General features: G+C 67.1%; 17 protein-coding genes and 6 pseudogenes. 9 read left to right on the top strand and 14 right to left on the bottom strand.

Features of this window, described 5'->3' with window-relative positions; translation table 11 throughout:
* The first annotated feature begins 27 nt into the window (after positions 1-27).
* From FRANCCI3_RS21100 to FRANCCI3_RS21080, 5 genes are all read left to right on the top strand, one after another.
* Positions 28-1668: a CopD family protein gene (locus tag FRANCCI3_RS21100; RefSeq protein ID WP_108913837.1), complete on the top strand. Its 1641-nt coding sequence runs from the start codon at positions 28-30 to the stop codon at positions 1666-1668.
* A gap of 219 nt (positions 1669-1887) precedes the next feature.
* The gene (locus FRANCCI3_RS21095; RefSeq protein ID WP_011438535.1) at positions 1888-2700 is read left to right on the top strand and encodes a ferritin-like domain-containing protein; all 813 of its coding nucleotides are present in this window, start codon (positions 1888-1890) and stop codon (positions 2698-2700) included.
* 106 nt (positions 2701-2806) lie between these two features.
* Positions 2807-3487, top strand: coding sequence for a PaaI family thioesterase (locus FRANCCI3_RS21090; RefSeq protein ID WP_011438534.1), 681 nt, complete (start codon positions 2807-2809; stop codon positions 3485-3487).
* Positions 3488-3540: 53 nt separating this feature from the next.
* Positions 3541-3798 (top strand): acyl carrier protein, encoded by a 258-nt coding sequence (locus tag FRANCCI3_RS21085; RefSeq protein ID WP_011438533.1) that lies wholly within the window; start codon positions 3541-3543, stop codon positions 3796-3798.
* A 16-nt stretch (positions 3799-3814) separates the two neighbouring features.
* Positions 3815-4753, top strand: coding sequence for an acyl-ACP desaturase (locus tag FRANCCI3_RS21080; protein ID WP_011438532.1), 939 nt, complete (start codon positions 3815-3817; stop codon positions 4751-4753).
* Positions 4754-4857: 104 nt separating this feature from the next.
* Here the strand turns inward: FRANCCI3_RS21080 and FRANCCI3_RS25105 are convergent.
* Positions 4858-5292: pseudogene (locus tag FRANCCI3_RS25105) on the bottom strand (DDE-type integrase/transposase/recombinase); the annotation flags it as partial.
* A 222-nt stretch (positions 5293-5514) separates the two neighbouring features.
* On the opposite strand from FRANCCI3_RS25105, the pseudogene dnaE reads away from it, so the two are divergent.
* Positions 5515-9045: pseudogene (gene dnaE, locus FRANCCI3_RS21075) on the top strand (DNA polymerase III subunit alpha); the annotation flags it as partial.
* Positions 9046-9099: 54 nt separating this feature from the next.
* On the opposite strand, the gene FRANCCI3_RS21070 reads toward dnaE, so the two are convergent.
* The gene (locus FRANCCI3_RS21070; RefSeq protein ID WP_041258044.1) at positions 9100-9810 is read right to left on the bottom strand and encodes an IS6 family transposase; all 711 of its coding nucleotides are present in this window, start codon (positions 9808-9810) and stop codon (positions 9100-9102) included.
* A 238-nt stretch (positions 9811-10048) separates the two neighbouring features.
* Here FRANCCI3_RS21070 and FRANCCI3_RS21065 point away from each other — a divergent pair.
* A pseudogene (locus FRANCCI3_RS21065) lies at positions 10049-10594 on the top strand (IS6 family transposase); the annotation flags it as partial.
* A gap of 54 nt (positions 10595-10648) precedes the next feature.
* Here FRANCCI3_RS21065 and FRANCCI3_RS21060 read toward each other — a convergent pair.
* Together FRANCCI3_RS21060 and FRANCCI3_RS21055 are read right to left on the bottom strand one after the other, a co-directional pair.
* Positions 10649-10822: pseudogene (locus FRANCCI3_RS21060) on the bottom strand (IS6 family transposase); the annotation flags it as partial.
* A 166-nt stretch (positions 10823-10988) separates the two neighbouring features.
* A pseudogene (locus tag FRANCCI3_RS21055) lies at positions 10989-11333 on the bottom strand (NADPH-dependent FMN reductase); the annotation flags it as partial.
* Between the two features lie 28 nt (positions 11334-11361).
* Between FRANCCI3_RS21055 and FRANCCI3_RS21050 the strand changes: the two are divergent.
* Positions 11362-12867, top strand: coding sequence for a recombinase family protein (locus tag FRANCCI3_RS21050; RefSeq protein ID WP_011438526.1), 1506 nt, complete (start codon positions 11362-11364; stop codon positions 12865-12867).
* Here the strand turns inward: FRANCCI3_RS21050 and FRANCCI3_RS21045 are convergent.
* The 7 genes from FRANCCI3_RS21045 to FRANCCI3_RS21015 all read right to left on the bottom strand — a co-directional run bounded on the left by FRANCCI3_RS21045 (position 12864) and on the right by FRANCCI3_RS21015 (position 17465).
* Positions 12864-13370 (bottom strand): hypothetical protein, encoded by a 507-nt coding sequence (locus FRANCCI3_RS21045; protein WP_011438525.1) that lies wholly within the window; start codon positions 13368-13370, stop codon positions 12864-12866. The two genes, FRANCCI3_RS21050 and FRANCCI3_RS21045, sit on opposite strands and share 4 nt — an antisense overlap.
* Positions 13367-14845: a replication initiator gene (locus FRANCCI3_RS21040; protein ID WP_011438524.1), complete on the bottom strand. Its 1479-nt coding sequence runs from the start codon at positions 14843-14845 to the stop codon at positions 13367-13369. Before FRANCCI3_RS21040 ends, FRANCCI3_RS21045 begins: the two co-directional genes overlap by 4 nt.
* A gap of 663 nt (positions 14846-15508) precedes the next feature.
* Positions 15509-16036 carry a hypothetical protein gene (locus FRANCCI3_RS21035; RefSeq protein WP_011438523.1) on the bottom strand — a complete coding sequence of 176 codons (528 nt, stop codon included), beginning with the start codon at positions 16034-16036 and terminating at the stop codon, positions 15509-15511.
* A complete protein-coding gene (locus FRANCCI3_RS21030; protein WP_041258039.1) occupies positions 16033-16506 on the bottom strand; it encodes a hypothetical protein in 474 nt (157 codons plus the stop codon). The genes FRANCCI3_RS21035 and FRANCCI3_RS21030 overlap by 4 nt, the downstream gene beginning before the upstream one ends.
* Positions 16503-16784, bottom strand: a complete 282-nt coding sequence (locus FRANCCI3_RS28435; RefSeq protein ID WP_041258037.1) for a hypothetical protein — start codon at positions 16782-16784, stop codon at positions 16503-16505. Before FRANCCI3_RS28435 ends, FRANCCI3_RS21030 begins: the two co-directional genes overlap by 4 nt.
* On the bottom strand, positions 16781-17053 hold the full coding sequence (locus FRANCCI3_RS21020) for a hypothetical protein (protein ID WP_167534321.1): 273 nt from the start codon (positions 17051-17053) through the stop codon (positions 16781-16783). The genes FRANCCI3_RS28435 and FRANCCI3_RS21020 overlap by 4 nt, the downstream gene beginning before the upstream one ends.
* Positions 17046-17465 (bottom strand): DUF397 domain-containing protein, encoded by a 420-nt coding sequence (locus FRANCCI3_RS21015; RefSeq protein WP_236701561.1) that lies wholly within the window; start codon positions 17463-17465, stop codon positions 17046-17048. Before FRANCCI3_RS21015 ends, FRANCCI3_RS21020 begins: the two co-directional genes overlap by 8 nt.
* A 185-nt stretch (positions 17466-17650) precedes the next feature.
* Between FRANCCI3_RS21015 and FRANCCI3_RS21010 the strand changes: the two genes are divergently transcribed.
* The gene (locus tag FRANCCI3_RS21010; protein WP_011438520.1) at positions 17651-18862 is read left to right on the top strand and encodes a helix-turn-helix domain-containing protein; all 1212 of its coding nucleotides are present in this window, start codon (positions 17651-17653) and stop codon (positions 18860-18862) included.
* Positions 18863-19563: 701 nt separating this feature from the next.
* On the opposite strand, the gene FRANCCI3_RS21005 is transcribed toward FRANCCI3_RS21010, so the two are convergent.
* From FRANCCI3_RS21005 to FRANCCI3_RS29230, 3 genes and pseudogenes are all read right to left on the bottom strand, one after another.
* The gene (locus FRANCCI3_RS21005) at positions 19564-19956 is read right to left on the bottom strand and encodes a hypothetical protein (RefSeq protein ID WP_011438519.1); all 393 of its coding nucleotides are present in this window, start codon (positions 19954-19956) and stop codon (positions 19564-19566) included.
* Positions 19956-20162 carry a hypothetical protein gene (locus FRANCCI3_RS21000; protein ID WP_237704550.1) on the bottom strand — a complete coding sequence of 69 codons (207 nt, stop codon included), beginning with the start codon at positions 20160-20162 and terminating at the stop codon, positions 19956-19958. The genes FRANCCI3_RS21005 and FRANCCI3_RS21000 overlap by 1 nt, the downstream gene beginning before the upstream one ends.
* A gap of 579 nt (positions 20163-20741) precedes the next feature.
* Positions 20742-20981, bottom strand: a pseudogene (locus FRANCCI3_RS29230) (NADPH-dependent FMN reductase); the annotation flags it as partial.
* Between the last annotated feature and the right edge of the window lie 35 nt (positions 20982-21016).

Below are 21016 nucleotides of genomic sequence, written 5' to 3'. Positions count from 1 at the left end.
CTGGTGGTGGCCGTGACGTTCCTGGTCATGGCCACCACCTCCATCGGTTTTGGCCTCGGGGTCCCGCCGGCGTCGGCGCATGCCCTTTTGACGGGTAGCGACCCCGTGGACGGCGCGGCACTTGACGTCGCACCCACACGGGTAACCCTTGACTACAGCGAGTCAGTACGGGTCTCGCGCGATTCGATCCGGGTGCTCGATTCCGCGGGTAGGCGGGTCGATGATGGTCGTGCCGGATCTGGTCCCAAGGCGTCGCAGGCGACGGTCGCGCTCCGGCCGGGGCTGCCGAACGGCACGTACGTGGCGAGCTGGCGTGTCATCTCGGCGGATAGTCATCCTGTTTCCGGTGCGCTCGCCTTCGGTGTGGGCGGGCCGCCGGATGCCGCCGCCGCGGCGGCCTCCGGCACATCGGGCTCCTCGACGGTGGGCGTCGTCTTCGCCATGGCGAGATTTCTCGGATACGCCGCGACGGCCCTGTTGCTGGGCGTCTGTTTCTTTCTGATCGTGCTCTGGCCGACAGGTCTTCGTGCGGCCGGTCCCGGCCGGCTGTTGATGGCAGCGTGGGGATTATCCGTTTTTGCGGCATTCGCGCAGCTGCTGCTGCAGGGCCCCTACGCTGCCGGGCTCGGCCTCGGGGGACTCGGGCAGTGGTCGGTTCTGTCGACCACCCTGGCGGATCGGTTCGGTCACCTGCTGCTGATCCGTCTGCTCGCTCTGGCTTTGATGGTGCCTCTCGTGCGGCGGCTGTTGCGAACCGGGTCGGTGGATCCGCGGGGAAACGGGGAGCTCGCCGGTCTCGGTGTCGTGGTGGCCGTGACGCTTGCCATGATCGGTCATGCCAGCGTCGGCGATCTGGCTTGGCTGGCTACCACCAGCACGACGGTGCATGTGATCGCCATGTCGGTGTGGATCGGTGGTCTGGTGATGATTGCCGGTTTCCTGGTGCGCCGCGCATCGGCCACCGAGCTGGCGGAGATCCTTCCCCGGTGGTCGAAGATCGCGGTTGTGGCCGTTGTCGCCGTGATGGTCAGCGGGGTCTTCCAGGGCTGGCGTGAGGTCGGCCCGCCACGGGCCCTGATTGATACCAGCTATGGTCGACTGCTGGTGTACAAGGTGTGGTTGGTCCTTGGAATGATCGCTCTCGGCGCTCTGGCGCGGCGGTGGGTCCGCCGGCAGTACAGAACGAACAGAAATCAGCCGGCCGGCCGGCCGGACCGCTCGTCGCATGCCGTTCTGCTTGCCGGGCTGCGCCGGGGTGTCATGGCGGAAATCGTGCTCGGGGCTGTCGTGCTGGGGATCACGGCTGGGTTGGTGAACATGGTACCGGGACGTACCAGCTATTCACCGCCGTTCTCCGACACCACCTTCGCGGGTCCGATGACGGTGAAGGTGAGGGTCTCGCCGACGCGGGTGGGCGCCCAGACCCTGGACGTCCAGGCCACGGACCCGAGCGGCAAACCGCAGAAACTGGTGGAGGCCAGTGTGGCGTTGTCGTTGCCGGCCGCCGATCTCGGCCCCTTCACTGTTCCGCTGAGCCTGGCCGCGCCGGGCCATGCGCGGAGCGACGGGATCCGGGCGCCGTTGCCCGGTGAATGGCAACTTCGGCTCACGCTCCGAGTGAACGACTTCGACCAGTACGTGACAACCGTGTTCTACCAGGTCCGATGAAGGGACTCGTGAACGATGAAGGGCTGGTGAACGCTGGGCGGCGGTACGTGGATCGTCCGCCCGGTGCGTGGACCGTCCCGCACGGAGGCGGTAAGCGCTTCCGTGATAGCTGATCGGAATGGTTCGATTGGCGTGTGATATCAGGGTTGTAATGATCGGCCAGGCAACCCATGGTAGAGCGGCAAAGGCCTGCGAGGGAAGCTCAGAAGGAGTCCATCCATGCCGACCGCCACCGCTGACAAGTCCCATAGCTTCGATGTTTTCCAGCACTACGAGCGCCTCCAGTGGAAGGTTTCCGACCTCGGGCTGGAAAACGTCCGGAGTGACCTCGTTCATCCCGTCTACATCTCGCTTGTCAAGGGCGTTGTCATGGGCGAGGCGACGTCTCTCCCCGGGCTGCACGGTTTTCTCAGCGAGTTCCACGACGACTACGACTGCTCGGCCTTCGTGGCCATCTGGGCCTACCAGGAGCTTCAGCATCACTACGCCTTCCGGGCCTGGCTCAAGGCGGTGGGTGTCCACATCGACCAGGACAAGATCGAGGCTCTGCGTGAGCCGTACGAAGCCGGTATCACGCCGAGTGCGACCCTGACCACGAACGTGATCTCTGAGATCATCGTCAACACGGTCTACCGGGCGATGTCGGAGTGGGTGGAGGAGCCCGTGCTGGCCGACCTGTTTCTCCGCGCAAGCCGCGACGAAGCAGGGCACGCCCGCGAGTTCCTCTTCTACTTGAAGCGTCGTCTGGAACTCCACCCGCACGAGCTGAGGTCAGTCCTGGAAAGGATTCATTTCTACGTTACGAGCCCGCGGCTCAACCACCCGGTCGGTGTCTACAAGCATCAGCGCGTCGAGGAGATGCAGGGGCACGAGACCGTCGACGACGTGATCGATGTCTATCTCCAGTTCTCTCCGCCGGATGCGCTGGAAAAGCTCCAGGCCAAGCTCCGGCGCATGCTCGGAACGGCGGTCGGCCGGGACTTGAGCCGAAACTCCGGCATCCGCCACGCGATGGCCGAAATAGTGGCCTGAGGCATCGAATCTGAGAACGTCGTTCCCAGACCCGATCGGATGCGGGGGCGACGCGCGACGACGGCGGCGCCCCGGATCACGTGCGACGCCGTCGGCAGGGCGCGCCGTGACCAATTCTCTGCCGGAGGAACCGATGCACATTCACCCGACCGCTCCCTCCCAATCCTCGGCCGACGAGGAATACCTGCCGGTGCCTTGGGCGGTCCTGGAGAGCTACCGCTGCTTCGGCTGCTCACCGCACAACGCAAACGGCCTGCGCCTCCGCTTCGCCTTCCGTCCCGACGGGATCGCCACCCGCTTCAGGCTGGACCGCACTCACGAGTCGTACCCGGGGGTCGTGCACGGCGGTCTCATCGGAGTCATCTGCGACGAAACCATGGGAAACCTGATCGTTCTGCGAACAGGCCTCACCTCCTTCACCACCGGGATGCGGCTGCGGTACGTCACCGCGATGCGGGTGAACACCGACTACCAGTGCGTCGCCCGCCTACAGGCCGGCACGGCTGAGCCGGTCTCCAACCCGACGGGCGGTCCGACGGGCGGTCCGACGGGCGCGGGCGGCCTGGTGCGTGCCGAGGCCGAGATCCTCGACGCCGCGGGCAGTCTGGTGGCTGCGGCGAGCGCGACCTACCGTCCGACATCGATGAACATCGCGCGGCAACGCCTGGACCTGCGACCGGACGAGTTCGACCGTGTCGCGGAAGCCATCACCGCGGCCCAGGCCGCCCAGGCTGCTAACGCTGTCCAGGCTGCTAACGCGGCCCAGGCCGTCGGCGGTCAGGGCTGAATAGTCCCTCTCACGCGCCTCAACCGACACGGCGAATGACCGAAGGAGTCATGATGACACCCTCCCGCGCCGAGATTGTCAGTACTGTCACCGCCATCCTCGCTCGCGAGCTCGGGATGTCAGCCGACGCGCTCACTCCCGACCTCGACCTGCGGGCCGTCGAAGGCGCGGACTCGGTGAAGGTTCTGGTCATGATCTCCCGCATAGAGCGCACGTACGATATCGAGATCGAGGATGAGGACGTCTTCGCCCTGAGCTCCATCAACGACGTCGTCCGTATCGTGCTCGCGGCGCTCGAGACGGCGGTCTGACAACAGGAGAATCATCGTGACCGTATCGAACACCGTTACGTCAGCTACCTCTGATCAGGAAGCGGGGCAACGCCGTCCTGCCCGGTCCGACCGCTCTTTTGCCCGTCCGGTGCTGCCGCCGCTGCTGCCCGCCTCCGACCTGGCGGCGGCGGTCACCGCGTTTCACTCTGCCGGGTCCGCCGCCCGCCGCTGGGACGTCGAATCGGCCTTCCGGTGGGACGAGGCCGAGGCCGACCGGCTCACCGAAGGCCAGCGCTCAGCGGTCCGCTTCATCACCCTGATCGAGGACCATCTCCCCGGCTATTTCGACCTCTACGAGCGTGCGTTCCCGCTCAACTCCGACGTTGACCTGGAAACCTTTATCCATAACCGTGAGCTCTACCATTTCACGGTACGGTGGGCCCAGGAAGAGGACAGCCACGCCCGGGCCCTGTTCCGTTACCAGGTCGCCGCCGGTATCGCCGAACCGGAGGAACTGCGTCGGGAACTGGCGGCTGAGGGCCGTAAGAAATTCGATCTGCCACTTGACCACGCGGTCTCGTTGTTCGCCTACGCACTCGTGCAGGAGAAGGCGACGCAGCTCTATTATCAGCAGCTACGCACCGTGGCCGGCGATCCGGTCCTGGCCGACGTCCTCACCCGACTCGCCCGCGACGAGTCGCGCCACTTCGCGTTCATGGCGGATGTAGTCGAGCGGTACCTGCGCCGGGAGGGCGACGCCGTGGTGGAGCCAATCCGCGAGGTCATTGCGACCTTCCGGATGCCACTGGCCGACACCATCCGCGGCTACTGGCGATGGGCACTGCGGATCCGGGAAGTCGCCCACTACGACCACACAGATGCCTACGCTCACCTCATCCGGGTCGTGAACCGCGCCGTCAACGCCCGGTCCGACCGGGTGAATGAACTGGTCACCTTTATCGACGCATGCCGGACCGCTCCCGTCCCGGCCTGAGCCTGTGGGATGCCAGAAGTCGTCCTGGGCCTGTGACCTGGGCTGATGCGGCGGAGCGGGCAGACGGCGAGATCGCCGGTTCGCCGCGGTGTCCGCGGGGTGGGACGGCGGATCGGCCCCCTAACCGCTCGATTACCAGACGAAACGTTACGTATCGGCCCGTTCCGGGATATGTCGCGCAGCGCCGCAAAATCCGAGGTCGCGGCGTTTTCGGCGCCGGAATGGCAGGCCTCGGGAGCGGCTCGTCGAGGGTCCGCGGGTAGACCGGGGTTTTGTCGGTAGTGACCTCGACCGGGCGGCGCCCATACGCCGGCGCCCATACGCCGGCGCCCGGTCGAAGAACCGGCGGGCAGTCGTCTGGTCGCGGCGGGTACTGGGGTACTGGTGAGAACATCGATGACCCGCCCGTGCTGGTCGACCGCCCGGTACAGGTAGGTCCATCGGCTGGCGATCTTGACGTGGGTGTCGTCGACATACCACCTGTCGCCCGGTTGGTGCCGGCAGGGCCGGGCCGCGTCGGCGAGCAAGGGCGTAAAGCGAGGAGGTGTACTCGCGCGGCACGTGGCTGACCACGACGCAGGGCGCGCCTCATCGCGTCGCTGCGTTCTCGGGTATGTCGACGGGTCCACCATTGATCTCAACGAATTGTCTTTGGAGGATCAACGCGCTTAGGGGCTGTTGTGTCGCGTGCCTCTCCGGTGGCTCTGGGTGGCGGGGTTAGACTCCGACCGGCGGGCCGTTGTGGGCGAGAGGGGACTGGGATGCCGACGGATTCTTTTGTTCACCTCCATGTGCACACTGAGTATTCGATGCTGGACGGTGCGGCGAAAACGGGCCTGCTTTTCAAGGAAGCGGCGAAGTTGGGGATGCCGGCTGTCGGGATGACCGACCACGGTAACATGTTCGGTGCCTACGAATTTTATCAGGGTGCGAAGTCCGCGGGTGTCAAGCCGATCATCGGGATCGAGGCGTACCTGGCGCCCGAGTCGCGCCACCACAAGCGGCCTGTCCTGTGGGGGGAACGCTCGCAGCGCGACGTCGACCCTGCGGGTGAGGGCGGTGACGTGTCCGGTGGCGGCGCCTACACCCACATGACGATGCTCGCAGCCAACGCCGCCGGGCTGCGCAACCTGTTCCGGCTGTCGTCGATCGCGTCGATCGAGGGCTACTACCGCAAGCCGCGGATGGACCACGAGCTGGTCTCCCAGTACTCCGAAGGGATCATCGCGACCACGGGCTGTCCGTCAGGTGAGGTGCAGACCCGGCTTCGTCTGGGCCAGTTCGACAAGGCGCTCGCGGCAGCGGCCACCTACCAGGAGGTCTTCGGCGCGGACAACTTCTTCCTGGAGTTGATGGATCACGGTTTGCCGATCGAGCGCAGCGTCCGCCAGGGGCTGCTCGACATCGGCGACAAGCTGGGGCTTCGCCCGCTGGCCACGAACGATTCGCACTATGTGACCCAGGATCAGGCGGGAAGCCACGAGGTGCTGCTGTGCGTCGGCACCGGTAAAAAACTCGACGATCCGACCCGTTTCAAATTCGACGGATCGGGATATTATCTCAAGTCTTCGGAGGAAATGCGCAACTTGTGGGACAGTGAGGTCCCCGGGGCCTGCGACAGCTCTCTGCTTATCGCCGAGCGCGTCGAGTCCTACGACGATGTTTTCAAGTTTGTGGACCGGATGCCGCGGTACCCTGTCCCCGCGGGTGAGACGCAGCTGTCCTGGCTGCGCAAGGAAATCGACCGCGGACTGACGTGGCGCTTCCCTGCGGGCGTGCCCGCCGATGTGGTCGAGCGCGTCGACTACGAGGTCGGCGTGATCGACAAGATGGGTTTCCCGGCTTACTTCCTGGTCGTCGCCGACATCTGCAAGTTCGCGAGAGATCGGGGCATCGGGCTGGGTCCGGGGCGTGGATCGGCGACCGGGTCGATGATCGCCTACATCCTGGGTATAACCGAGCTGAACCCGATCGAGCACGCGCTGATCTTCGAGCGGTTCCTCAACCCGGAGCGGATCAGCCCGCCGGATATCGACCTGGACTTCGACGAACGTCGACGCGGTGAGGTGATCCGCTACATCACCGAGCAGTACGGCGAGGACCGCGTCGCGCAGATCAACACCTTCGGCACGATCAAGGCCAAGGCCGCGATCAAGGACTCGTGCCGGGTGCTGGGTTACGACTACGCCCTCGGCGACAAGATCTCGAAGGCGATGCCGCCGGATGTGATGGGCCAGGGCATCCCGCTGGCCGGGATCTTCGACCCGAACCATGAGCGGTACGGTGAGGCCGCCGAGGTCCGGGCCCAGTACGAGACCGACACCAAGGTTCGGAAGGTCATCGACACCGCGCGGGGGCTGGAGGGGCTCACCCGCGGCACTGGTGTCCACGCCGCCGGGGTCATCCTGTGCTCGGAGCCGCTGCTGGATGTCCTGCCGATCCATCGCCGCGACAATGACGGCGCGATCATCACCGGGTTCCCGTTTCCTCAGTGCGAGGAGATGGGCCTGCTCAAGATGGACTGCCTCGGGCTGCGGAACCTCACCGTCATCGGTGACGCGATCGAGGCCGTCAAGCGTAACCGCAACGTCGACATCGACCTGTCCACCCTCCCCTTGGAGGACGCCAAGGCCTTCGAGTTGCTCGCCCGCGGCGACACGCTCGGGGTGTTCCAGCTCGACGGCGGACCGATGCGTAACCTGCTGCGCCTGATGGCACCGACGAAGTTCGGCGACATCGCCGCCGTGCTCGCGCTCTACCGGCCCGGCCCGATGGCGGCCAACAGCCACATCGAGTACGCAGACCGCAAGAACGGCCGCAAGGAGATCCTCCCGATCCATCCCGAGCTCGCCGAGGCGCTGGAGCCCATCCTCGGCGAGACCTACCACCTGGTGGTCTACCAGGAGCAGGTCATGGCCATCGCCCGGGAGCTGGCCGGCTACAGCCTCGGCGGCGCCGACCTGCTGCGCCGCGCGATGGGTAAGAAGAAGAAGGAGATCCTGGACAAGGAGTTCGCTCGGTTCTCCGCCGGGATGAAGGAGAGGGGCTACACCGACGCGGCGGTCCAGGCGCTGTGGGACGTGCTTGTCCCGTTCTCCGGCTACGGGTTCAACAAGTCCCACACCGCTGGGTACGGTGTCGTGTCGTTCTGGACGGCCTACCTCAAGGCCAACTACCCGGCCGAGTTCATGGCGGCGCTGCTGACGTCCGTCGGTGACGACAAGGACAAGATGGCGGTGTACCTGGCGGAGACCCGCCGGATGGGTATCCAGGTCCTGCCCCCCGACGTCAACGAGTCGGACCTGCGGTTCGGTGCGGTCGGGGACTCGATCCGCTTCGGCCTGGGGGCCGTCCGTAATGTGGGGGAGAACGTCGTCGCCTCGATAGCCGCCGCCCGGCGGAGGAAGGGCGCGTATGAGTCGTTCGCCGACTTCCTGCAGAAGGTCGACATCGGGGTGTGCAACAAGCGCACCATCGACTCGCTGATCAAGGCCGGGGCGTTCGACTCGCTGGGCCATCACCGCCGGGTGCTGGTCAACGTACACGAGAACGCGATCGACGCGGTGATCATCACGAAGCGGGCCGAGGCCATCGGCCAGTTCGACCTGTTCGGCGACGGGGGCGCCGGCGAGGAGGAGGAGAGCCCGGGGCTAGGACTCGACCTGGACCTGTCCGGCCCCGAATGGCCGAAGAAGGAGCTGCTGGCTCAGGAACGCGACATGCTCGGCCTGTACGTGTCCTCGCATCCGCTCGAAGGCGCCGAGCGGGCGCTGGATCGCCACCGCGACACCCGGATCGTCGACCTCGCCGAGGCCAACGACGGGACGACCGTACAGATCGCCGGTATCATCAGCAAGATCGACCGGCGGATCAACAAGAACACCGCCAAGGCGTGGGCGATCGTGACCGTCGAGGATCTCGATGCCTCCGTCGAGGTGCTGTTCTTCCCCCAGTCCTACGAGGTCCATTCGTACGCGCTCGCGACCGACGCGGTCATCTCGGTGCGGGGCAGGATCAACGAGCGGGAGGGGTCGGTCTCGCTGTTCGCCCAGGACCTGACGGTGGTCGATGTCGCGACGCACGTGAACGGGCCGCCGGTCGTCATCACTCTGCCGTCACACAAGATCACACCACCGCTGGTCGATGACCTCAAACTCGTCCTGACGACCCATCCCGGGACAACTCCGGTGCACCTGCGTCTCGAAGGCCCGCAGAACACGCATCTGCTCCTGCTCGAACTCCAGGTGCAGGCGAGTAGTTCGCTGCTCGGGGACCTCAAGGCCCTGCTGGGGGCGCTGTTGCATTGGGCGGAGGCGGGGCGTGGTGGAGCCGTCTCGGGTGGGCGGTCAGATGGCCAGGGTGAGTTCGGTGAAGGCAGCCGTCAGCCGGTTCCGGAGGTCGGCATCGACGCCCAGTTCGTAGTGGCCGCGGCGGATGTTCTGCACGAACGCGTGCCCGGAGCCGATGATCTGTGCGGAGCGGAGGCGTTTCAGGCCGCGCATCGGCCGTAGTCGTGCCTTGAACCGGCCGTGGTCGGCTTCGATCGGATTGTTCGCGTACTGGTCGTCGACGTGATGAGCGGCGGGGAGCTGTTCGTCGAGGACTCGTGGGTAGAAGGCTGCCCGGTCGGTGGTCACCTCGACGGGCCGCCGGCCGTGGGACAGGGCGCGGGTAAAGAACCGGCGGGCCGCGGCGAGATCCCGCTTCTCGGAGGCCAGCACGTCGATGACCTGGCCGGACTGGTCGACGGCCCGGTACAGATAGGTCCATCGTCCAGCGACCTTCACATACGTTTCGTCGACGAACCAACGATCACCCGGTGTGTGCCGGCATGGCCGGGCCGCGTCGATAAGCAGCGGGGTGAACCGGCGCACCCACCGGTAGACCGTGACGTGGTCAACGTCGATGCCGCGTTCGGCGAGGAGTTCCTCGACGTCACGGTACGACAAGGCGTACCGCAGGTACCAGCGGACTGCCAGGATGATCACCTCGGGTGGGAACCGGAACCCGGCGAACTCCGATGTCGGGACCGGTGGACGGACACGACGTCGACGCATCACTCGATCATGACCGGTCGGGAGCTGCGGGACAACGGACTCTGCTGATGCGACAGAGCCGTCCCGGCTGCGTCGGGTGCCCTGGAGTTCGGACTGCGTGAGAAGCCGGATGCGGAGAGCACTGATCGGGTATCCTGACGGCGGTTCCGGCGACTTTCCTCGGCCGATGTGTCTGGCCACATGCTGCGGGAGGCGCGGTGCCCAACCCTGGGGGAGCCTCCGCCGGACGCAACAGCGTCTCACGATCTATCGGTGGGTCCAACGCTTCACGCCCCTGCTCGTGGACGCGGCCCGGCCGTGTCGGCACCGTCCTGGGGACAGGTGGTTCGTCGACGAGACCTACGTCAAGGTCGCCGGCCGGTGGACGTACCTGTACCGGGCAGTTGACCAGCATGGGCAGGTCATCGACGTCCTGGCCAGCACCCGCCGTGATCAGGCTGCGGCACGCCGGTTCTTCACCAGCGCGCTGTCCCACGGGCGCCGGCCGGTCGAGGTCACCACCGACAAGGCCCCGGTCTACCCGCGGATCCTTGACGAGTTGGTACCCGAGGCCTGCCACGTGGATGCCGCGCGGGAGAACAATCGGATCGAATCCGATCACAGCCGGTTGAAAGCCCGGCTCCGCCCGATGCGCGGACTGAAACGGCTGCGTTCCGCCCAGACGATCAGCGCAGGTCATGCGTTGGTCCAGAACATCCGCCGCGGCCACTACGAACTCGGGACCGACACCGACCCGCACGCACGGCTGACAGCCGCGTTCACCGAGCTCACCCTCGCGATCTGATCACACACTCGACAGGGTCAACCATGCCCTGCCATCCCGCAATGCAACAGACCCGATCGTGACGTGATCGACCTCGAGGCTGCGTTCAGCGAGAAGCTCCTCGACGTCCCGGTACGACAGCGCATACCGCAGGTACCACCGCACCGCCAGCACGATCACCTCGGGAGGGAACCGGAACCCAGCGAACTCCGATGGCGGAGCCAGCGGACGGACACGACGTCGACGCATGACTCGATCATGACTGATCGGTGGCCGCGATGGCGGACTTCGCCGATGCAACAGTGCCGAGGGGGACACCTCGCTCGGCCGATGATCAACGCGGTCACCGGCCGAGCTGGCGCTCGACCCAGGCCAGCGGCCCGCCTTACCTGGGCCGCGTGGTATCTGTGCACGCCTACTGCTGCGGTGCAGCCTCCAGCCGTAGTCGCCGTAGCGCCCCGCCCCAGGCGATGACCTGGTCCAGCATCGCGGTGACCGTTGCCTCCTGGTGCGCCGCAGGCCTGAGCGCGACGAAGCCCTCAAAATCTGTCGACAGGGACAGGGCGACCTGGTCGCGGACATCGGCGACCTGGAGCTCACCCAGCACGAGGCGCAGGTGCTCGACCGCGCGGGTCCCGCCGGCCGCACCGTAGCTCACGAACCCCGCTGCCTTGTTGTGCCATTCGGCGTACAGGAAGTCGATGGCGTTCTTCAGCGCCCCCGACGTCGAATGGTTGTACTCCGGGGTGACGAACACGTACGTGTGTAGTACGTCGTAGCATCATCGTATGGAATTTCCTTCGTTGCTCCCCTTGCCCGAATGGCCCGATGCCGAGCCGGCCCTGTGGTACGGCCGGATGTCCGATGTCGACAATGACGCACGTATCCCGGACCAGTTCGCCCGAGGTCAGCGTTACGCGCGGCTGACGGGTGAGTACTGGATAGCCCGGGCGTGGGCCGATGACGGGATTTCCGCCTGGCGTGAGGATGTGGTCCGGCCGGAGTTCGAAGGATTCCTTACGACGCTACGAACGGGGAAGCACCGGGTCGTGGTGGCGTGGGAGGAGAGCCGGATTACCCGTGACCCAGTGGTCGGCGCGGAGTTCGGCAAGATCATGCAGCGGGTCAGCGGCCGACTAATCGTCACTGATGGTGAGAAGGCCACGACCTACGACTTCCGCAGGCAGCGGGACCGCGATGCCTGGCATGGCGCGGTCGGGAAGTCGGTCAGCGATTCCGGGCTGAAGTCGGAGCTGGTAAAGCGGAAGTTGGATGCCAAGCGGGAGGCCCGGGAGTTCCTTGGTGGCCCGGTCGGCTTCGGCTGGTCTCAGACGATCAGCCGGAAGGGCAAGAAGATCGTGACCGAGTGGTCGGTCAACGAGGAGCAGGCCCGTTGGCTACGCGAGGCATCGCAGCGGATCCGGGAAGGTGAAGCCGTACTCAAGGTCGCGGACGACTTCTATGACCGTGGTCTACGCATTCCGCACCGGCGGACCAGGCCCGACGACACCATGAAGACCGGCACCCTGACACGGGCCAGTCTGACAGCGATGCTGCGTAACCCGCGCATCGCTGGACTGTTCGCAACGGGAAACGTCCACCGCGGGTGGACCGTGGTCGGTCCGATGGCGAACTTCCCTGCCATCCTCACGGAGGAGGAGTGGCGGGAGACCTGTGCGGCGTTGGAAGCCGTGAAAACCCGCAAAGGCACCGGAACGGCCGTCAAACACGTGTTCGCCGGCTACTATGTGTGCCACAAGTGCAAGCGATCATTGATCAGGAACTCTCCCCGCGCGTACGCGCTGTGGCGGCATCGTCTCGGTAAGAGCCGTGAGCATGTCGAGTGTGACCAGTCGTTCCACATCAACGCCGCCGATGCCGACGACCTGATGACCCGCCTGGTTGACGCCTACCTTGTGCGCCGGGACTGGGAGAAGGCGGGTGAGGTCGCCGACGCCGAGGAGTTGAAGGCCGAACGGACCGAGAAGGAACAGGAGCTTGCCGACCTCCCCCGCGCCATCACGGCCAAAGAGATCAGTCTGCGGTTGGGTGGCCAGGTCGAAGCCCAGATCGAGGCCCGGCTACGGGAGATCGACGCCGAGTTGGCCCGCCGGGCGCGTCTCGTGACCGTCCTGGACGGCCAGGAGGCACTACGGCTATGGCGTAACGGCACCCTGACGGAGAAACGCCGCGTCCTATCGACGATCATTGAACGGATCATCGCGATCCCCGGGAAGGATCTTCCGTTGCGTGACCGGTTGGACCCCCAGTGGCGCAATCCCAGCCCTGCCTAGCCACCGCCGTTCCGCGTGGGTTTCGGCGCGAGCGCGGTCACGATCGCCGCCGCCATCAACGCCGAGGGTTCCGGCGCCCGCGTGAGCTGAGCGGCGATCCACCGCGCGTCCGCCGCCGCCTCACCGTCCACGTCTGACACGGCAGGCTCACCGGCCGACGAGGCAGCGGCAGAACGCCCCGCCGACCGGCCACGCTGCCGACCAGGCCCAGGATCCCCACCCGTCCCACGCTCACCGGCCGCCCCCGCATCCACCCCGAGACCACGCCGAGCGCCCCGCGCCGACGCCGGTCGACGGGCGGCCCGCCCACCCACCCACACCGCCGCGCGTCCCGTCTTCCCGGTATCCGCCGGAATCGTGGCCACCACCACCGATGAAGGAACATCGGAACCTACGGTGCTCATCATCTGGCCAGCCACCAGCCCACCCACCACCACCGCGCCCGAATCGGCATCGTCGAGGTCATCGAACAGCGACGGCTGAACAGAACCTCCGGTGCTCATCGTCCGGCCCGCCAGGTGCCCACCGGGCTACCAGCCGCCCGAGACGGCGGAAGGCCGGGCGGGTCAGCACCGTACCCGGTCCCGAGATACAGCCCACGGCCGGTATAGGTCCAGGTGCCGAGCACGATCGTGTTCTCGTCTCCGTCGACCCGGCCGAACGCATCGGTCGGCAGCCGCCCCGCCATCGCCGCGCCGATCGTGCGCGACCACACCCGCCGTACCGTCCGCAACGCGGTGAACGTCGTCGAGTACGCCCGCGATTTTGACAGCCAGTGACCACCAAACCCCATTTGGTGTGCCCACCGCAGCAGCCGAGGGACATCGCCGGAGTCACGGCCGAGCGCCGCATCCAACGCCACGGTGAACGCCGCATCCTGGCCGAGCCGCCAGCAGGTCTCCACCAACCGGCGCGCATGCGGGGCCAGGACCAGCCGGCCCAGCGCCGCCAGCGACCGCACCGGATGATCCAACGCCCCGCCGGCCGCCGCCGACTTCGTGATGTACTTCGCCAGGTAGTTGCTGACCCGCCCGACATCGGTGGGCCCGTCGAGCGCGATACGCCGGATATCGACCTGCACACCCCAGCGCACCGCCCACCCGTCCTCGGCAACGGTGCCGGTGTCGAGGGTGCTCGCGTCCGGGTCGGGAGCAGGGACCGCCACCGACCCGACCACGCCCCGCAGCGCGTCCGCGACCAGTTCACCAGCCGCCCACCCCGGAGGAGCCGAGCCGGGACCGTCCGGACCGTCCACCCGGACCACCACATGCAGATGCACCACTCCCCGTGCCTGCATCTCCGCGACCTTGACGAACGACAGCCGCGCCGCCCGGCGCAGCCCCGCCACCGTCAACCCGGCCGCCGCCGCCACCGCCGATTCCGCCGCGTCCCGCGTGGCCTTCCACAACCGGGGCACCAGCGCGTTCCAGACCACCGACCGGCCGTAGGCATAGCAGTCCGGACACAGCGGCGAGCCGAGCCGGGAATCATCCTCGCGGTGCCGCTCATGGCAACCCGCCGGTTTCCCATGCGGGCACAGCCCCCGCCGGGGATGACACGCCCGGACCGGACCTGTTTTCCCGCCGTGTTGGCGCCGCGAGTGCACCGGACCGAACGACGGCGCGGTCAGCGTGACGAACCAGGCCGGATGCCCGGTCACCGTCTCCGGCACGCCCTTGCCACCGGCAAGCCCGGCCAGGACCAGCCGCCGGGCGTCGCGCTTGTACACCGCCGAGCAGGCAGGGCACGCGCTCTCCCGCCGGTTGTTGCACCGCACATGCAACACCCCGCCCGGTTGATCCGCGCTGGTGAACGCCCGGCGGATCTCACCCGTACCGACATCCACATGATCCGTATGGCCCTTGAGACGGATCGGCCGGGAACAGCCACCGGCGACCTTCGCGGACGGCGCTGGCAGAGGAAGAGTTTCCTGGTTCACGGGAAGCCCGCTTTCTTCCGAAAGCGCACAGCCCGCCATCCCCACACCCCGCCGGGACGGCCAGCCACGCGACAGCAACGGAGAAAACCGGCACGTGACCCACGACAGCAATCAGCCGTCGAACAAAGACCGCCGCCACCCGACTACAGAACTCCTGCGGTTGGTCCTCACCCTTCCGTAGAAGGGCAGCGGCAGTCTTCAGCCACGCGCCAGCATGGCACATACGAAGACGCCGCGGACCTTGTTAACCCAAGCAGCCAGCAGCCTAAGGGCGGCCCGAAAAGTGGCGTAACTACTCGTCAGATGGGAAAGTATACTTTCAACCATCTCGTACACTGGTTAACCGTATTCTGCCCCGACCCCCAGCCCCGGAAACCAGAACCAATCACATCGGATGGACAACAATCCACGGTAGATGATCGTCGGTTTCGCCGTCGTCGGGATGGCGACACCACGCGGCACCAAAGCGACGCATCCCGGGTCCGGCGAAGGAACATCTCGGATCATCCACCCGTCCCAACGACCAGGATCGAACACATGTTCCCGATCGGGGCGGGGAAAGACCCCGGACCGGCGGCAGTTGGGGACGACGGCGCGCGGCCCGGGGTCGCTTGAAGGATGGGAGGACCCCGCCCGGTGGTTGGGGGCAGGGCAGGGTCCTCCCCGCAGTGACAGGCAGGCGGACCTCTACCCGTCACGGGCTCACAGGCGGATGCCGTCCCTTCGCACCCGGGCGGCAAGATCCCGGATCTTCCGGGTGGGGACGAGTTCCCACCCGGTGCGCAGCCGCGCCCGGCCCTCCGTGCCCACCACCCGGACCCGATGCGGCACCCACTCGCCCGGCATCCCGTCGTACCGGTCGGGAACCTCACCCCCCATCGTGATCACCCCAAGATCATCCTTGGGGTGCTGTGCCCGTAGCCGCAGACCGGTCACCACCGCCAACCCCGTGGCCTCTACCGCACACCCCCGGGTATGGATGGTCACCGTGCCCCGCACATCCGGCGCCGCGATCGCAGCCCCGAGCGCTTCCATCGCCAGCGGCTTCAATCCCGCCGGGTAGAACGCCATGCGCAGCCGGCTGCCCGCCGCAGAGCTACGGACCGGCCGGGCGATGAGAAACCCGTCGCCCGTCCGGCCGCCGAGATAGCGGCCCCACCGGGGAATCCTGTCCTGCTTGATCGTCCACATCCGGCCTGGCGGATCGCCGTTCCTCGCGTCTGGGCTCATAGCCGGTTCTCTCTGGCCAAGGCCGCGTACCGGGGCAGGGACATCACTTCCCACATCGTGTGTTCCACCCACCGGCCACCGCCGTCCAGCAGGCGAACCCGATGCGACACCGGCATGATGCCGACCCCCCCGAACTCTTCGGGTCGCAGCGCACAGCCGACCGTGACCACCGGCATGTCCACCCCGGCCGCCACCCGGTCCCCGTGGATGTACCGGCCGAGCAGAAACGCCAGCCGGGTGTTCCCCGGCGGGCAGGTCCGGGGGTGCGCCGTCACCGTGGCCACCCCGTCCTGTGCCGTGGCCGCCACCGCCGCGGGCAGCAACGGCCCGTCCTCCACCGGCCGGACCCTCACCTGCACAGCGCGGTTACAGTCCACGTCCAGCACCGGCCCGGCCAGAAGCAGCCCGTCGCCACCGGGGAGCTCCACGTCCGGAACGTTGCCGGCCTGCACCTCCCACAGCCGGGTCACCGTGTCTCCCGTCCCGACCGGGCGCCACCGTGGAGCAGACAGCCCAGCCGTGGTGCCGGCCCGTCCGGCAGCACCCCCCAGCGGGTCGCCGTGCACGAGGTCCGCCCGATCGTCCACGTCACCCGTACCAGCAGGTCTTCCACCAGAATGGGCAGTTCCACCACCGGTTCCCCGGCCCGGGCATGCGCCCACCGGTGCGCCCGGTCGAACTCCGCCCGCGGAAAGCTGGTGATCAGTACGCCGTCGCCGTCCAGGACCAGCAACGGCCATCCGGTCACAGGATCACCACCGGATCATCCGGCCGGTGCAGCACCAGCGCCGGCACCACCAGCCACTCCCCGTATCCGTGGGCACGGGCATGCCGGTCCGCGTCCCGGGGGGTGGCGAAGTAGCCCACCACCCCGTCCACGTCCCGCTCCGGCCCGTCGACCACCGCCACCACCCACACCGTGGCCGCCTGATCCGCCCCCGTGCTGGCCAGGATCCGTGACCACGCCTCCGACCAGCCCGACCCCGTCCCATCCCCGACGCGGGCACGCTCACCCATCACCGGCCCCCGCACCGGCAGCCGGGGGAACCGGCAACGGGGGAACCGTCAACGTCGCCAACCGGGCGAACCCGAACTCACCGCGACCCACCCCGGCCAGGAACAGCGCCCACTCCCCGGCTTCGAACAGCAACCCCGCTCCCGTCACCGGCAGCCGGCCATGCCGCACCGCTATCCCCGGGGTGTCGAGCAGCCCGAGCACGCCGACCGGCACCGCGGCCACCTCCACCGCCCCCAGGCCAGCCCGCGCCGTCCGCCACCAGGCCAGACGATCCCGCCCCCGCACCGGCACCTCACACTCCAACCGGGCAAAATGCTCGTCCTCCCAGCGGCCCACGGCTCCCCCTTCGACGTCATCACGGCACAGCAGCCCGGGCAGAGCACAGGGGGTGTGGCCCTGACGAAGCCCCACCCGAGACCGCCGCAGCATCCGAAGCCAGGGAGACCCGTCGGTCTGCTCCCGGCGCTCGTCCTAACTCCGGATGTCTTGCTGTGATCCTTCCGGCAAGAGCGGACCAGATGAACCGACGGGAAGACGTAGGATTGAGCTACGGAACGTGAAAGGTAGGACGCAGCGTCCTAGGGAGGAGTCACGGCGTGACGGAGATCCGGGCTCTGGGCGACCGGGTCGCTCAAGTACGTGTACGCCGTTCGATGACACAGACCGAGCTTGCCGAGCGTGCAGGCGTGTCTACCGACCTGGTTACGAAGCTGGAGCAGGGCCAGCGTGACGGCATACGCATCTCTACGTTGCACAGCCTTGCTAGGGCCTTGGACGTTCCTACCGCTACGTTCTTTGAGGTGGAGCAGGAGGAGACGGTGAGCGATAATGAGGCCTTCATACCGCTTCGGAAACTGTTGCTCCCTGGACCTTCCAGCGGGCAAACCGACGAACCGGCCCTATCGCTCCAACCGTTGCGGCAACGTCTGGTGGCGCTGACCCAGGACTACCATTATGCGCGGTATCCGCAGGCCGTTCGGACCGCTCCAGAACTGATCGAGGACATCACTGCCGCCACGGGCATACACCAGGAGGAGGACCAGAAGAGTATATATCGCCTGCTGGCGCACGCCTACATTATGGCTGCCTCGATTCTCATCCAGCTTAGCGGGGAGGACTTGGCTTGCGAGGCCATACGCCGGAGCATGGAAGCGGCGGAGCAAGCCGGAGACCCGATTCTCCGTGCAAGCGGAGTGGTGTACTACCGGTGGGCATTCATCCGCCAAGGCCGATTCGACGATGCCGAAAAGGTGGCCGTCGACATGGCCACCGAGATCGAGCCAAGCATCATGTCAGCAACCCCCGAACACCTTGCAGTATGGGGGAGACTGCTGACCGGCGCCTCTGCCGCCGCAGCTCGGAACAACCGTCCGGAAACAGCGAAAGACCTACTTTCGTATGCCCGTAGCTCAGCCGCGCGTGTAGCCGACGGAAAAATGGACTACGCTAAGTACTGGGCGGCGTTCGGACCGAGTCAAGTCGACGCAATCGAGGTCGAAAATGCCATGACGCAAGGCGATGCGCCCCGTGCATTGACTCTGGCCCGGAGGGTCCGTCGGACTGAGAACATGCCACTGAGCAACTGGACACGTCACCTTCTCGCTGTGGCCGAGGCACAAACGGCCACAAGAGACTACGCGAGTGCCATTCAGACAGTTCAAGATGTCTACACTCTCACCCCGGAATGGCTACGGGAGCAGCGCCTAGCCAGCAGACTAATACGCGACCTACTAGACGCTACGAGCGTCCGAAGAGCCCGAAAGACCGGTCTAGCCGACCTGGCTACATTTGTGGGCATCAAGCCGTAGATGTGCCCAGCGCCCTACCGATGGAGTGGTTCACCTAACCCAGGCCGCTAACCCGCATCCGCCAATGCCAAAAGATCGTCGCCAATGTTCTGTACCGCCTCAAGGGCGGCCTTCGGCCGCCGCGGGGGGCCTGCCGCACGCGCCGCGCGTCGCCCCGTGCGCGCCGCGCCTACGGGATCGCCGCACCCGGCCGGGGCCCCGCCTCCCTCCGGTCGGCACCCCGGCCGGAGCGTCGCCCCGTGGGCGCGTCGGCCCGTCGGCGTGTCGGAGCGTCAGGCCCCCCGCCAGAGGGTCCGTGACGACCGTGACGATCGGCGATGCTGATGCCGCTGGTCCACGCCGGTGCTCCAGGAGCCGCGCGACGTCCGCGAGGACGGTGCCGCTGCTGGTTGTTGGGGCTCCGCCCCAAACCCCGGCCCTCACTCTGGAGGAGGGGGAGAGGCCGCGTACGTCCGCTGATCGCCTCCGCCGCCCGGACCCCTGAAGGGCTACCCCGGAACCTCCCACCCGCGCAAGGGACGCACCGCACCCAGCATGGTACGGGCCGTCGGCGCCCTTGCCCGGCCAGGAGAACCCGGGGTAGGGCTACGCCGCCCGACCGACGGAGGAGATCAGCTCAGCCCGAACTCTGTGAAAGATCAAAACCCGGGTCGGGTGGCGTGGAAGCCCCCGAACCCGGGTTTGATCAGCCGTGGGTCAGGTCATGCCGCGAGCGGTGTCCGCTGTTCCTCCGGGTCGAGCAGGGAATCGGCGAGGGCACGGCCGATCGCATCGCCGGTGTCGAGGGGTTCGCGTGCGACCAGCAGCCGCACCCCCGTCCGGCGCAGCAGGCCCAGGACCGCCATCCGCCCGGTTTCGGTGGCCGCGAGCCGTTCCACCGTGTCGACCACGACCACGCCGTACGCCCCCGACCCGACGAGCCGGACGACCGCCGACCAGGCGTGCGGACCCGACCCGATCTGACGGACCGCACCTCCGGCCTGCCAGCCGCGCGCCGTACATGCCACCGCGAACACCGCCCGCTGGTCTGCCAGGTCGCCGTAGCTGCCGGCATCCTGGCGGATGAAGTGCAACGCCCGCAGCGAGCCCGCCATCACCGGCCCCCGTCCCGACGATCCTTGCCACCGGGCCAGCCGTTGACCTGGGCGGTGTACCACTGGCTCGCCGCCGACCCCGCGACCGTCAGCGAGTCCCACCAGCGCGCCGCCACGTCGTACGGCATGTCACTGGCCACGCTCACCCGCACCCCGGCCGGAAGCAGCAGGGTCGGACGCATCACCGAGAACCGAGGTCCCGGCATCGGAAGATGCACATCCGCCGACTCCGCCGGATGCACCTGGAGATCCACACTCGTCACCGACCGGCTACCGGCACCGGCCGGCCCATATGGCACCATGGCCATGGGTTCCACACTCCTGTTCGTAGCAGGATTTGGGATCAAGGCCCGGGGATGGTGCTGGTAACACCACTCCGGGCCGCCCTATTCACTTACCTTCCACCGCCCATAATACCCCGTCGATCCACGCCATGCCGGCATTTCGTACGAGCCGGAATGTTTCACGAGAAACAGTCACGTCTATTTCCTGCGAGCGTGGGCCAGGTTTTCCGGGGAGTAGTAAAGAATACGACCGCCGTCCGCGTTGGCCCCGCTTCCCGGAGCGGAACGCCCGCCGGGACGGCCAGGACGAGCCGGACCGGAGCGCGGCCCCGCGCGACGCTGGCCGCCCGGCAAGGAGACGGCGCACCCCACCCACCTTTTGTGGTGCAGATCACTGTTCTCCGGTGGAGAAAAGGCACACGTCTCCCTCGCCCCAGGCTGACGCGGAAGCCTGCTTGCAGGTGCAAGCGGGATGAACGTGCAGATCAGGCGTTGCTACGACGTACTACTTGCGTACGCGTCGAACGCCGCCACTGCCTCGGCCCACGCCTTCGTGTGCGGATGCTGGTACTGGCCCATCGCCGGCGGCATCTCCTCGTCGAGATGCGGCAGGTTGAAATCCCTGAGGTCGAGTAGCCCGAAACGGGCGTCTGCCCGCTTGACCGCGATGTCGTGAACCCAGCGCGCGACGGCCTCGCCGCGCCGCCCCAGGGCTCCGGCACGTTCGCGCTTTGGTGTGATCGTGGCCGTGCGTCCTGGGTGGCGCTGATCGCGTG

The organism is Frankia casuarinae (assembly GCF_000013345.1).
Lineage (GTDB): Bacteria > Actinomycetota > Actinomycetes > Frankiales > Frankiaceae > Frankia > Frankia casuarinae.
This window is presented reverse-complemented; position numbering and strand designations above follow the sequence as displayed.

Bases quoted from the DNA above. Each gene is read 5' to 3' on its own strand.
- FRANCCI3_RS21050 (WP_011438526.1), top strand. From the start codon at position 11,362: ATGGAATTTCCTTCGTTGCTCCCCTTGCCCGAATGGCCCGATGCCGAG.
- FRANCCI3_RS21070 (WP_041258044.1), bottom strand. From the start codon at position 9,810: ATGCGTCGACGTCGTGTCCGTCCACCGGTCCCGACATCGGAGTTCGCC.
- FRANCCI3_RS21000 (WP_237704550.1), bottom strand. From the start codon at position 20,162: ATGCCGGGACCTCGGTTCTCGGTGATGCGTCCGACCCTGCTGCTTCCG.
- FRANCCI3_RS21035 (WP_011438523.1), bottom strand. From the start codon at position 16,036: ATGAGCCCAGACGCGAGGAACGGCGATCCGCCAGGCCGGATGTGGACG.
- FRANCCI3_RS21045 (WP_011438525.1), bottom strand. From the start codon at position 13,370: ATGAGCACCGGAGGTTCTGTTCAGCCGTCGCTGTTCGATGACCTCGAC.
- FRANCCI3_RS21100 (WP_108913837.1), top strand. From the start codon at position 28: ATGGCCACCACCTCCATCGGTTTTGGCCTCGGGGTCCCGCCGGCGTCG.
- FRANCCI3_RS21020 (WP_167534321.1), bottom strand. From the start codon at position 17,053: ATGGGTGAGCGTGCCCGCGTCGGGGATGGGACGGGGTCGGGCTGGTCG.
- FRANCCI3_RS21040 (WP_011438524.1), bottom strand. From the start codon at position 14,845: ATGGCGGGCTGTGCGCTTTCGGAAGAAAGCGGGCTTCCCGTGAACCAG.
- FRANCCI3_RS21085 (WP_011438533.1), top strand. From the start codon at position 3,541: ATGACACCCTCCCGCGCCGAGATTGTCAGTACTGTCACCGCCATCCTC.
- FRANCCI3_RS21095 (WP_011438535.1), top strand. From the start codon at position 1,888: ATGCCGACCGCCACCGCTGACAAGTCCCATAGCTTCGATGTTTTCCAG.
- FRANCCI3_RS21005 (WP_011438519.1), bottom strand. From the start codon at position 19,956: ATGGCGGGCTCGCTGCGGGCGTTGCACTTCATCCGCCAGGATGCCGGC.